At 53.4% G+C, this 12,731-nt stretch carries 12 protein-coding genes; 5 read left to right on the top strand and 7 right to left on the bottom strand.

Translation table 11 applies throughout. The annotated features are described in order from the left end of the window. Window positions 1-22: 22 nt before the first annotated feature. From FDX01_RS14250 to nhaB, 3 genes are all read right to left on the bottom strand, one after another. Window positions 23-364, bottom strand: coding sequence for a DUF1971 domain-containing protein (locus FDX01_RS14250; RefSeq protein ID WP_096756729.1), 342 nt, complete (start codon window positions 362-364; stop codon window positions 23-25). A 111-nt stretch (window positions 365-475) separates the two neighbouring features. After that, the gene (gene dsbB / locus FDX01_RS14245; RefSeq protein WP_137362922.1) at window positions 476-1,006 is read right to left on the bottom strand and encodes a disulfide bond formation protein DsbB; all 531 of its coding nucleotides are present in this window, start codon (window positions 1,004-1,006) and stop codon (window positions 476-478) included. Between the two features lie 141 nt (window positions 1,007-1,147). Further along, a complete protein-coding gene (gene nhaB / locus FDX01_RS14240; RefSeq protein ID WP_137399979.1) occupies window positions 1,148-2,689 on the bottom strand; it encodes a Na(+)/H(+) antiporter NhaB in 1,542 nt (513 codons plus the stop codon). A 237-nt stretch (window positions 2,690-2,926) separates the two neighbouring features. On the opposite strand from nhaB, the gene fadR reads away from it, so the two are divergent. Continuing rightward, entirely contained in the window at window positions 2,927-3,646 is a 720-nt protein-coding gene (gene fadR, locus FDX01_RS14235) for a fatty acid metabolism transcriptional regulator FadR (protein ID WP_096756732.1), read from the top strand. A 102-nt stretch (window positions 3,647-3,748) separates the two neighbouring features. Here the strand turns inward: fadR and FDX01_RS14230 are convergent, their stop codons facing one another. Continuing rightward, window positions 3,749-5,281 (bottom strand): SpoVR family protein, encoded by a 1,533-nt coding sequence (locus tag FDX01_RS14230; protein ID WP_096756733.1) that lies wholly within the window; start codon window positions 5,279-5,281, stop codon window positions 3,749-3,751. 322 nt (window positions 5,282-5,603) lie between these two features. Here FDX01_RS14230 and FDX01_RS14225 point away from each other — a divergent pair, with 322 nt between their 5' ends. Both FDX01_RS14225 and dadX read left to right on the top strand, forming a co-directional pair. Then, on the top strand, window positions 5,604-6,902 hold the full coding sequence (locus tag FDX01_RS14225; protein WP_137399978.1) for a D-amino acid dehydrogenase: 1,299 nt from the start codon (window positions 5,604-5,606) through the stop codon (window positions 6,900-6,902). 12 nt (window positions 6,903-6,914) lie between these two features. After that, window positions 6,915-7,985 (top strand): catabolic alanine racemase DadX, encoded by a 1,071-nt coding sequence (dadX, locus tag FDX01_RS14220; RefSeq protein WP_135911881.1) that lies wholly within the window; start codon window positions 6,915-6,917, stop codon window positions 7,983-7,985. A gap of 103 nt (window positions 7,986-8,088) precedes the next feature. Here dadX and FDX01_RS14215 read toward each other — a convergent pair whose 3' ends face one another. Then, window positions 8,089-9,822: a potassium/proton antiporter gene (locus FDX01_RS14215; protein ID WP_096756736.1), complete on the bottom strand. Its 1,734-nt coding sequence runs from the start codon at window positions 9,820-9,822 to the stop codon at window positions 8,089-8,091. Between the two features lie 97 nt (window positions 9,823-9,919). Continuing rightward, complete coding sequence (gene ldcA / locus FDX01_RS14210; RefSeq protein ID WP_137362917.1) at window positions 9,920-10,834, bottom strand: muramoyltetrapeptide carboxypeptidase; 915 nt, start codon at window positions 10,832-10,834, stop codon at window positions 9,920-9,922. 98 nt (window positions 10,835-10,932) lie between these two features. Here ldcA and emtA point away from each other — a divergent pair, with 98 nt between their 5' ends. Then, window positions 10,933-11,544: a membrane-bound lytic murein transglycosylase EmtA gene (gene emtA, locus FDX01_RS14205; RefSeq protein WP_096756738.1), complete on the top strand. Its 612-nt coding sequence runs from the start codon at window positions 10,933-10,935 to the stop codon at window positions 11,542-11,544. A gap of 11 nt (window positions 11,545-11,555) precedes the next feature. On the opposite strand, the gene FDX01_RS14200 is transcribed toward emtA, so the two are convergent. Beyond that, a complete protein-coding gene (locus FDX01_RS14200; protein ID WP_115258258.1) occupies window positions 11,556-12,290 on the bottom strand; it encodes a flagellar brake protein in 735 nt (244 codons plus the stop codon). 198 nt (window positions 12,291-12,488) lie between these two features. On the opposite strand from FDX01_RS14200, the gene FDX01_RS14195 reads away from it, so the two are divergent. Continuing rightward, window positions 12,489-12,731, top strand: a 243-nt coding sequence (locus FDX01_RS14195; RefSeq protein WP_137400030.1) for a GlsB/YeaQ/YmgE family stress response membrane protein, incomplete at its 3' end; no start/stop codon positions are given.

Below are 12,731 nucleotides of genomic sequence, written 5' to 3'. Positions count from 1 at the left end.
ATCGGTTAACAGGCGCTAAAGATTAAGATTTTTTCGCCTGATACATCTCATCTGAGTGGTTGTCATCTTCAACCCAGAAATTAATGTTGAACTGCGCGTCGTCGCTTAATTCAACACGATGCCAGTACTGCGGTGGGCTGGTCGCAAACTGACCGGCATTTATCACCACTTTCACTTCAGGTTCTTTCGCTTCTTCATTCGCAAAGCCGTAATACGTCACCGTACCTTCCATCACGCAAAGCTGTCCAAAGACGCCTGCTGCGGTGTTATGGTGGGAAAGCAGTGCGGCTGGGACAGTATCTTTTGTGAAAAAGGGAGTAGAGCGTTTAACTTTCCAGTTTGCCGGGATGCGTAAATGGGACATGGGACATCTCCTTGGTGTGGCATCTATAAGATGTATTTAATATACATCTTATAGATGCCATCAAGCAATGACATTATGGCAAAAAAAAACGCTCCCGAAGGAGCGTCTCTGTTAGCGACCGAAGAGGTCGCGTTTTTTCGGTTTAAACGGTTGGGCAATGACCACCAGCACGGCGACCACCAGGTACGCAGCAAAGATCCCTAATAGCCACTGTGGCATTTCAAGGGTTAAAAAAGACCACTGACGCTCGGCGCAGTCGCCGGATGCCAGGAAAACCTGAGGCAGCCATTTGTCCAGCGGTAACCAGCTTGGAAAGCGCGCCGCAAAATCACAGGTCATGAACGGAGACGGGTAAAGCTGGATCATGGTGTGCTCATACGCTAACTGCAGACCGCGCCAGGCGCTGTAAATCCAGATAACCATCGCTACATAACGCAGCGGCGTTTTTGGCGCGATAGCACCCACCAGCCCGGCACCCATTACGCCGAATAACGCACTACGTTCGTAAATACACAACACGCAAGGTTTAAGCAGCATCACGTGCTGGAACCACAGCGCAACGAGTTCCAGCGCCAGGGCGGTTAGCGCCAACAATAACCATGCTCCGCGACCGCGGGAGCACTGGTTTAAAAATCGCAACATAATAAATTCCCTGCAACATGCGTAGAGAGCGCAGTTTAAACCAATTCAATTTATGCGCCACTAGCAGCTATTGAAATATTGTGTAATCGGATAATTATCATGCAAAAAGTCAAACCGGGCAGTGATTTGCCCGGTAAGTTGTTATGAAAGTGTAGCTAACCAGCCTATTTGCGTCATCCACTCGGTCACCGGGACGAGGGTGAATTCCACGCACAAAAGACCGACCAGCGTCAGTACGAGGGTATACGGCAGCGCCATCCATACCATGCGGCCATAGGAGAGGCGAATCAACGGTGCCAGTGCGGAAGTCAGCAGGAACAGGAATGCGGCCTGGCCATTCGGAGTTGCAACGGAAGGCAGGTTAGTCCCGGTATTAATCGCCACGGCTAACAGTTCGAACTGGTTCAGGCTGATGGTCCCGTGTTCCATCGCCGCTTTGGCTTCGTTAATGTAAATCGTGCCTACAAAGACGTTATCGGAGATAGAAGAAAGCAGACCGTTAAAGAGGTAGAACAGAGTGAGCTGGGCATGCTCTGAAGCCTGTAAAACAAAATGAATAATCGGAGCGAACAGTTGCTGATCGATAATTACGGCCACAATTGAGAAGAACACGGTCAGCAGCGCGGTGAACGGCAGTGACTCGGTGAACGCCTTGCCGATAGCATGTTCATCAGTGACCCCCGTTAAGGACGTCGCCAGGATGATAACCGACAGGCCTATCAGTCCAACTTCGGCCAGATGCAGGGCCAGGGCGATAACCAGCCAGACGCCGATAATCGCCTGGACAATCAGTTTGATCTTGTCCTGGCGGGTACGCTGCTGGCGGCTTTGATCGTCATATTGCTGCAGAACGTCACGTACCTTTTCAGGCAATGTTTCACCATAGCCAAACCAACGTAATTTCTCGACCAGCATGCAGGTTAGCAGCCCGCAGATCAGCACCGGGACGGTGACCGGGGACATCCGCAGGAAGAAATCCCCGAAATGCCAGCCCGCCGCTTTGGCGATAATCAGGTTTTGCGGTTCACCAACCATGGTCATCACGCCGCCTAACGCCGTGCCGACGCCGGCATGCATCATCAGGCTGCGCAGAAAACCGCGGAACTGCTCAAGCACGGCTTTATTGTGCTGATCAATATGGCTGTCATCGAGCATATTATCTTCCCCTCGGGAAGAGGCGATGCGGTGGTAAATGCCATAAAAACCGACCGCCACGCTTATCACGACGGCGACCACGGTCAATGCATCGAGGAACGCGGACAGGAAGGCGGCGGCTACGCAGAAGGACAGCGACAGCAGCATTTTAGAGCGAATGCTCAGCAGCAATCGGGTAAAAATAAACAGCAGTAACTGCTTCATAAAGTAGATGCCCGCCACCATAAACATCAGCAGCAATAACACCTCAAGATTGGCGGCAATCTCTTCACGCACGTGCGTGGCGCTGGTCATGCCAATGACGACGGCTTCAATCGCCAGCAGGCCACCCGGCAGTAGCGGATAACACTTGAGCGCCATTGCCAGCGTAAAGATGAACTCAGCCACCAGCAGCCACCCGGCAACGAACGGGTTGATGAAGAAAATAATCGGGTTAACGATTAAGAAGGATAATAATGCGAGTTTGTACCAGTCCGGCGACTGGCCTAAAAAGTTGCGCCACAGCGCGCGACCCCAGGATAGCTCCATGGCAGTTTCCCTTACCTGTAAAAATGAAATCATGTTTTTATGTTTGACGGCAAAGCTTAGCGGGAGGAGGGAACGCAGGCAAGCTCTTCACGTGCTTCGTCGCGCCAATTGCGCCCCAGCGTTATCTGGAAAATGAAGCCTTGATCCACTTTTTCTTCATTGCCTCAGCTATCAGCTATCAGACCCGTCTGGTATGATGTGTGTAACTATGTTTTGCTGTGTAATGGAATTATTACTATGGTCATTAAGGCGCAAAGCCCAGCGGGGTTCGCGGAAGAGTACATCATTGAAAGTATCTGGAATAACCGCTTCCCCCCAGGCACTATTTTGCCCGCTGAACGTGAACTCTCTGAACTTATCGGAGTAACACGCACCACGCTACGCGAAGTGTTACAGCGCCTGGCGCGGGACGGCTGGTTGACCATTCAGCACGGCAAACCGACGAAAGTGAATAATTTCTGGGAAACGTCAGGACTGAATATTCTTGAAACGCTGGCGCGCCTCGATCACGAGAGCGTTCCGCAGCTCATTGATAATCTGCTGTCGGTGCGTACTAACATATCAACAATCTTCATTCGCACCGCATTCCGCCAACATCCGGACAAAGCGCAGGAAGTGCTGGCGACGGCAAATCAGGTAGCCGACCACGCTGACGCTTTTGCTGACCTGGACTACAACATTTTCCGCGGCCTGGCATTCGCGTCCGGCAATCCGATTTACGGCCTGATCCTCAACGGCATGAAGGGATTGTATACCCGTATTGGTCGTCATTATTTCGCCAATCCGGAAGCCCGCGGTCTGGCACTGAGCTTCTACCGTAAGCTGTCATTGCTCTGCGAGCAGGGCTCCCATGACCAGGTGTATGAGACGGTGCGCAGTTACGGTCACGACAGCGGCGAGATTTGGCATCGCATGCAGAAAAACCTGCCCGGCGATTTAGCCATTCAGGGCCGTTAATCGCTCAATGCCGGATGGTGGTGTGAACACCTTATCCGGCCTACGTGGATGTCTAGTGTAGGCCGGATAAGACGCTTTCGCGTCGCCATCCGGCAATAAGATTCACAGACCGTTCATTCTCGGCGGGCAACGTTCCAGCAGTTCCACGCTGCCATCCTCATTTTGTTGCTCCAGCGTTACGTCAAAACCCCATAACCGATGGACGTGCTTCAGCACCTCTTTGCGGCCCTTATCCAGCGGGGCGCGATTATGCGGGATATAACGCAGTGTGAGAGAGCGATCGCCGCGCAAATCGACATTCCATACCTGAATGTTTGGCTCCAGGTTGCTCAGGTTATACTGCGACGACAGCCGGTTACGAATTTCACGGTATCCCTCTTCGTTATGAATTGCTGAGATTTCCAGATAATTATGTCTGTCATCGTCCAACACGGTGAACAGGCGGAAATCACGCATCACCTTCGGTGACAGGAACTGGCTGATAAAGCTCTCATCTTTAAAATCACGCATCGCGAAGTGCAGGGTTTCCAGCCAGTCAGAACCGGCGATATCCGGGAACCAGTATTTATCTTCCTCGGTCGGAGACTGACAAATACGTTTGATGTCCTGGAACATGGCGAATCCGAGCGCATAAGGGTTTATCCCGCTATACCACGGGCTGTTGTACGGCGGCTGGAACACCACATTGGTATGGCTGTGTAGAAACTCCAGCATAAACCGCTCGGTCACTTTGCCTTCATCGTACAGGTGGTTAAGGATGGTGTAATGCCAGAACGTCGCCCAGCCTTCGTTCATCACCTGGGTCTGTTTCTGCGGATAAAAATACTGGCTCACTTTGCGCACGATACGCAGCACTTCACGCTGCCAGGACTCCAGCAGCGGGGCATTTTTTTCCATAAAGTACAGCAGGTTTTCCTGGGGTTCAGAAGGATAACGCCGCGCTTCAAACACGGTTTTCTCTTCCTCTTTTTTCGGCAAGGTACGCCACAGCATATTTACCTGACTTTGCAGATATTCTTCGCGGCTTTTTTGCCGCGCTTTCTCTTCCTGCAATGAAATTTTTTGCGGGCGTTTATAGCGATCGACACCGTAGTTCATCAGTGCATGGCAGGAATCGAGCAGTTTTTCGACTTCGTCGACGCCGTAGCGCTCTTCACACTGGGTAATGTAGTTTCGGGCAAAAATCAGATAATCAACAATGGAGCTGGCATCCGTCCAGCTACGGAAAAGGTAGTTGTTCTTGAAGAAGGAGTTATGCCCATAGCAGGCGTGTGCCATCACCAGCGCCTGCATGGTGATGGTGTTCTCCTCCATCAGATACGCGATACACGGGTTGGAGTTGATGACAATCTCATAAGCCAGCCCTTGCTGACCGTGCTTATACAGACGTTCGGTTTCAATAAATTTTTTACCAAACGACCAGTGGGTATAGTTAATCGGCATCCCGACGCTGGAGTAGGCGTCCATCATCTGCTCGGAGGTAATGACCTCGATTTGGTGCGGATAGGTCTCCAGTCGGTAGAGTTTTGCCACGCGGTCTATTTCCGCCAGATAGACATCCAGCAGATCAAACGTCCAGTCGGGTCCATCGCTCAACCGTGTGGTGTCCTTGTTCATGGAATCAATCGTAGCCATTCGCGCACCCTCATTGTTGGCGGCACTCTCTGTCTGGAGTACCTCATTTCAAGCATAGAACACGGTGTTAAAAAACGTGCTGCGGCAGAAAATTTTTCTTTGCGATATCACGTTAATCCAACATCGAAAAACAGGATGTTCACGAAATTTTATGCTGGATAAAAATGACGCACAGCAGGAGATCCTAAAGCAGAGACATCCCTGTCGTTACCGCTATGTGTGAGATACATCACCATAAAAAAGCCATATGTTGAATAATATTTTCAACTGAGTTATCAAGATGTAATTAGATGATTATTCTTTTACTGTTAACGGAGTGGCTATGCGAGTTGTCATACTGGGAAGTGGTGTCGTTGGCGTGACCAGCGCCTGGTATTTAAGTCAGGCTGGACACGATGTCACCGTCATTGATCGTGAGCCCGGTCCGGCGCTGGAAACCAGTGCGGCGAATGCGGGGCAAATCTCTCCAGGCTATGCAGCACCGTGGGCGGCACCCGGCGTACCGCTAAAAGCGATTAAATGGATGTTTCAACGCCATGCGCCGTTGGCCGTTCGCCTTGACGGCACGCAGTTCCAACTGAAATGGATGTGGCAGATGCTACGCAACTGTGACACCAGTCATTACATGGAAAACAAAGGTCGTATGGTGCGTCTGGCGGAATATAGCCGTGATTGCCTGAAGGCGCTGCGAGTCACTACCGGCATTGAATATGAAGGTCGTCAGGGCGGGACGCTGCAGCTATTCCGTACCGCGCAGCAGTATGAGAACGCCACGCGCGACATCGCCGTTCTGGAAGATGCGGGTGTGCCATATCAACTGCTGGAAGCCCATCGCCTCGCGGAAGTGGAACCGGCGCTGGCCGAAGTGGCGCATAAGCTGACCGGCGGGCTGCGTCTACCGAATGACGAAACCGGCGACTGTCAGCTGTTTACCCAACGCCTGGCGCAAATGGCGGAGCTGGCAGGGGTTAAATTCCGCTTCAACACACCGGTTGATAAGCTGCTGAGCGATGGCGAGCAGATTTATGGCGTGCAGTGTGGCGAGGAAATTATCAAAGCCGATGCTTATGTGATGGCGTTTGGCTCTTACTCCACGGCTATGCTGAAAGGGATGGTCGATATTCCGGTTTACCCACTCAAAGGTTATTCGCTGACCATTCCGATCGCGGAGGACGACGGCGCGCCGGTGTCGACTATCCTTGATGAAACCTACAAAATTGCCATTACCCGTTTTGATAACCGTATCCGCGTGGGCGGCATGGCGGAGATCGTGGGCTTCAATACTGAATTATTACAGCCGCGACGTGAAACGCTGGAAATGGTGGTGCGCGATCTCTTCCCGCGCGGGGGGCATGTGGAGCAGGCCACCTTCTGGACCGGGCTGCGGCCGATGACGCCGGACGGCACGCCGGTAGTCGGGCGTACCCGTTTTAAGAACCTGCTGCTCAACACCGGTCACGGTACGCTGGGCTGGACCATGGCCTGTGGATCGGGACAGTTGCTGAGCGATATTCTTTCTGGTCGCACGCCCGCCATCCCTTACGATGACCTGAGCGTGGCGCGTTACAGCCCAGGATTTTCGCCGTCACGTCCACGACATTTACACGGCGCACATAGCTGAGAAGGACGCGAGATGACCCGCCCAATACTGGCCAGCATTGACCTGCAGGCGTTGAAACAAAATTTAGGCATTGCACGGCAGGCCGCACCGGACGCCCGCGTCTGGTCGGTGGTAAAAGCCAATGCTTATGGACATGGCATTGAGCGCGTCTGGAATGCGCTGGGGACCACCGACGGTTTCGCCATGCTGAATCTGGAAGAAGCGATAACGCTGCGCGAGCGTGGCTGGAAAGGCCCGATCTTAATGCTGGAAGGTTTTTTCCACGCCGACGATCTGACGGTGTATGACCAATATCGTTTAACCACCTGTGTACACAGCAACTGGCAGCTCAAAGCGTTACAAAATGCCCGACTGAACGCTCCGCTGGATGTATACCTGAAGGTTAACAGCGGCATGAACCGTCTGGGCTTTTTGCCTGAGCGGGTGGCAACCGTCTGGCAACAGCTGCGGGCGATGCCGAATGTGGGTGAAATGACGCTGATGTCGCACTTTGCTGATGCCGAACATCCGGACGGTATTCAGGACGCGATGGCGCGTATTGCACAGGCGACGGAAGGGCTTGAATGCCGACGTTCGCTGTCAAACTCCGCCGCCACGCTGTGGCACCCGGAAGCCCATTTCGACTGGGTACGACCGGGTATTATTTTGTACGGCGCCTCTCCGTCAGGGCAATGGCGGGACATCGCCAACACCGGTCTCAAACCGGTAATGAGCCTGAACAGCGAGGTCATCGGGGTGCAAACGCTGAAGGCCGGTGACAGGGTCGGCTACGGTGGGCGTTACACCGCACGCGGTGAACAACGTATCGGGATTGTGGCGACCGGCTATGCCGATGGATATCCGCGGCATGCACCGAGCGGCACGCCGGTGCTGGTGGACGGTGTCCGTACCGGGACGGTCGGCACGGTGTCGATGGATATGCTGGCAGTGGATCTGACGCCATGTCCTCAGGCAGGCATTGGTACGCCGGTAGAGCTGTGGGGCAAAGAGATCAAAATCGACGATGTGGCTACCGCGGCCGGTACGGTGGGGTACGAATTGATGTGCTCGCTGGCGCTGCGCGTACCGGTTGTGACGGTGTAACTTTTGTAAAGTTGCCTGATGGCGCTGCGCTTATCAGGCCTACAATAGCTGTACATTTGTAAGCCGGGTAAGGCGCAGCCGCTACCCGGCAAAAACATCACTATTATTCATCCTCATCTTCTGCCACGCGAACGCCGACTTTCAGCACCGAATTATCTTCTTTCTCGGCCACAGTCCAGATCATCCCGGCAAATTCGACCTGGTCGCCGACCACCGGTGCGGCGCCTAACAATTGCTGGACGATCTCACCCAGTGTCTGCTGCTTATCGCGATATTCAGTGCCATCTTCCAGCCCGTAAATCAGCGCCACGTCGGCGTATTTGGCGCTGGCTTCGAGAATAAAGTCACCAAAGAAACGCTGGTCTAACGCGACCGGCGGCGACTGGCTGAACAGCTTGCCTAATGCGGGAAGATCGCGCTCGCGACCAATAACGCACAGCACGTCACCTTCGCGCAGGCGGGTGCTGCCCGACGGATGAAACAGCACGTTGTCACGAAACAGCGCGGCAATTCGCGTCTCGTCTGGCATATGCAGGTCGCGTAGTGCGGCCCCCACACACCATTTATCGGCACTCAGTTGATAAACAAACTGCTCCCAGGGATTGTCAGGATGAATATCCAGACCAATGCGCGAAACGGGCCAGCCGACCGGTGGAACCACCACTTTGGCTTTTTTGGCCGCCCACGAGAGCGATGTCCCCTGAAACAACAGCGAAATCAGGACGACGAAGAACGCGACGTTAAAGAACAGACGGGCATTATCCAGCCCGGCCATCATCGGGAAGACGGCGAGGATGATCGGCACCGCACCGCGCAAGCCGACCCAACTGATGAAAATGCGCTCACGCAGATTAAAACCCCGGAACGGCAGCAGCCCGGCGAACACCGACAGCGGGCGGGCAACGAAAATCATCCAGGCAGACAAAATCAGCGCCGGAATGGCAATGGGCAGCAGGTCGGACGGCGTCACTAGCAGACCCAGTACCAGGAACATGGCGATTTGCGCCAGCCAGGCCAGGCCGTCAAAGTTTTGTAGAATACCGAACCGGTTGCGAATGGGGCGATTACCCAACAGGAAGCCACACAGGTAGACCGCCAGAATACCGCTGCCTTCCAGCGCGGTGGTGAGGGCAAAAATCAGGATCCCGCCGCTTAACGCCAGCAGTGGATACAATCCGGCAGGCAGCGAAATCCGGTTAATCATTTGCTGGAGCAGATAACCGCCACCCAGACCCAGCGCAATACCCAGACCGAACTGTTGAATAATATGCACCGCGAACATCCAGCTTAAGCCGGTCTCGTGGTTTTGGATCATTTCAATTAGCGTGATGGTCAGAAACACCGCCATCGGGTCATTGCTGCCCGATTCTATTTCCAGCGTCGAGCCGACACGTTCGTTCAGACCCTTCCCACCGAGCAGGGAAAATACCGCCGCGGCGTCGGTTGAGCCAACAATCGCGCCAATCAATAAACCCTCGATGAGATCCAGATGAAACAGCCACGCGGCCATCATGCCGGTTAAGCCGGAGGTGATCAGCACGCCCACGGTCGCCAGTGATAATGCCGGACCGAGCGCTACGCGAAAGGAACTGGCCTGGGTACGCATCCCGCCATCAAGCAGGATAACCGCCAGCGCCAGGTTACTCACCATGTAGGCGAAAGGGTAGTTATCAAAAGGAATACCGCCAATGCCATCTACGCCCGCTAACATACCGATCGCGAGAAATATCACCAGGATCGGGATACCAAGACGTGATGAGAATGAACTGAGTAAGATACTGCAGGTGACGAGAACGGAACCCAAAATAAAAAGGCTAATAATTGCTGCGGCATCCAACGTTCGGTTACTCCTGAATTACGCTGTTTCGTATTAACAAACCCTAACATATTAGCGGCAGAAACAGCGTTTTACTTAGCCCTGTTAGCAGCTTTTTTTACGATTTCAGCACCGGATGCCCGGTTAAGGTGAGCTGGCTGCTATTTTTCACGTTTCGCAGCACCGCTTTTGCCCCGAGCGGGAGCGTGACGGTGCGCTGTTCGTGACCAAAATCGAGACCGCTAATCAACGGTACCGACAGTCTGGCACGCAGAAATGTGCAGACTTCCTCCAGATTGTAGCCAGCGTCGTAATCGTTTGGTGCGCTGCCGCTAAAACTGCCGAGAATAATGGCGTTCTGACGGGCTAAAATGCCCGCGTGGTACAGCTGCAACAGCATGCGCTCGACGCGGAACGGATGCTCATTAATGTCTTCCAGCACCAGAATACCGTTATCAATGGCGGGCATATACGGGGTGCCAATCAGCGAAATGAGCATCGCCAGATTACCGCCCCACAGCGTGCCTTCGGTGGCGCAGTCCGGACCATCACCTTGCCAGTCGATAGTAAATTGCGCATTGCGTAATGCCTGCCAGAAATGGTGTTCGGTAAACGCGTTCATTTCTTCGGCACCAAAATTGGCCGCTAACATCGGGCCGCTGAAGGTAATGACGTTGCCTTGTGCCAGTAGGCCGCACTGGATTGCCGTAAAGTCGCTGTGTCCGCAAATGAGCAGTGGGTCGTGTTGCTGGCGGGCGGTCAGTGCCTGCCAGTCAATAGCATCCAGTAAACGGCTGGCGCCATAGCCGCCGCGCACCGCCAGTACAATGGTATCGGGCGTTTTCAGCTCAACCAATGCATTCACATCCGCTAACCGTTCGGTTTCCGTCCCGGCAAAACGCTGGTAGCGACGTGCAATAACCGCCGAGTTTGTGACCTGATGACCGGCCTCAGTAAGGCGCGAAAGCCCGCGCAATGCCGCTTGCTGGTTGATACAGTAGCCCGAGGGGGCAATTAAGTGAAACCGGGACATGGCATTTCCTTGCTACAACTAAAACCAAATGTATATCATGCCGCGTAGGTATGTCGTTGTCACCTCAGCGACAGGTTCCGGCTATAAGGATAGATGACGTGAAATTGAGATGGTTTGCTTTTTTGGTTGTATTACTTGCGGGCTGTAGTTCAAAACAGGATTACAAAAATCCGCCATGGAATGCTGAAGTTCCGGTTAAACGCGCAATGCAATGGATGCCGATCAGTGAAAAAGCCGGCGCGGCCTGGGGGGTAAGCCCACAATTGATTACGGCCATCATCGCCATTGAATCAGGCGGAAATCCGAATGCGGTCAGTAAATCTAACGCCGTTGGGCTGATGCAGCTCAAAGCCTCTACCTCCGGACGGGATGTCTACCGTCGGATGGGCTGGAGTGGCGAGCCGTCAACCAGTGAGCTGAAAAACCCTGAGCGCAACATCTCAATGGGTGCCGCGTACCTGAATATTCTCGAAACCGGACCATTGGCCGGCATCGAAGACCCACAGGTGATGCAATATGCGCTGGTGGTGTCATATGCCAACGGTGCGGGGGCGTTGCTGCGGACATTCTCCTCCGACAGGAAAAAAGCCATCAACAAAATCAACGATCTCAGTCCGGATGAATTTATTGAGCATGTGGCTGATAATCATCCGGCGCCGCAGGCTCCGCGTTATATCTGGAAGCTTCAGCAAGCGCTGGATGTGATGTAGTTCGCGTGAGGTTACTCGCGTACCTTGTTGGATTTTTCCCGGGCCTCACGTTCGAGTGAAAAAATAATCCGCTGTAAGTTCCGCTCCACCGCCGGGCTGACGTTGAGAAAACGGAAGCTCAGGCGGGGAGTAGTGATGGTTTCATTTTTCCCGTCGATAACTTTGCGCTCGCTGATGGAAATAAGCTGGGCGTCAACGTGGTACACTCCCCATTGTTCCATGTTGATTTCAACCTGCGAAAAGCGCATGCCCTCCACCAGTCCTTCTGGTTTTGCCTCTTCTAACAGCGCGCCCATCCCGCCGAGCGATAAATCGAACAACCGAAAACGTAAAATGCTGTTGTCCGGCATTTTTGCCGTGCAGTGATAGGGCGGATGCAATGGGGCACCAATACGGAAATATTCCCGGCGCTGGACAAACCACAGCGCGGGCGGCAGCGACGAGATAAATGCCGGCAACCGTTGAAATTCCCCTTTTTTGAGCTGAGGCAGGGTGAACTCGACCTTGGCGCCCTGCGTTTCAGCGATGACAGAGACGTGGTTTGCCCGCTGAACGGCCTGGTTTTCATATTCCTGGCTGCCAAAATCCATAACTAATTCATCCGGGCTCACCGCGAGAATTTTGCTGATGAATTGCCCTCCTGACCAGGAGATTCGCAGGGGGATCTGCTGTGAATTTAAGTCGCGGAGAACGCCTAACACCGCCAATGGATTTTGCTTCAGGAACTGCTCATGGTAGTTGCTCACACCTAATGACTCCTGGATGCCTGGTTTGTCGTTGGATTATCGGCATCGCGCGACAGAACTTAATACAAATGGATGAAATTTTTTATTAAGTCCGCTGAACGCAAGCTGTAGAAAAACGCCGGGCGACGGCTTGCCTATACTTAACGTACTGGCGCAGGAATGGCTTGCGCGTGCGTTCATTGGAAAGAGGGCCTGAAAATGGGAATTATTGCCTGGATTATTTTTGGTCTGATTGCGGGTGTTATCGCTAAACTGCTCATGCCGGGGCGCGATGGCGGAGGATTTATTCTGACCTGTATTCTCGGCATTGTCGGGGCTGTGGTTGGCGGATGGCTGGCAACCATGTTTGGTATCGGGGGAGATATCAGCGGGTTTAATCTGCACAGTTTCCTGGTGGCCGTCGTCGGTGCCATTCTCGTGCTGGGGATTTTCCGGTTGGTA

It is taken from the genome of Citrobacter sp. wls613, from assembly GCF_005281195.1.
GTDB lineage: Bacteria > Pseudomonadota > Gammaproteobacteria > Enterobacterales > Enterobacteriaceae > Citrobacter > Citrobacter gillenii.
The sequence above is the reverse complement of the archived record's forward strand: the minus strand, read 5'-3'. Positions and strand labels throughout refer to the sequence as shown.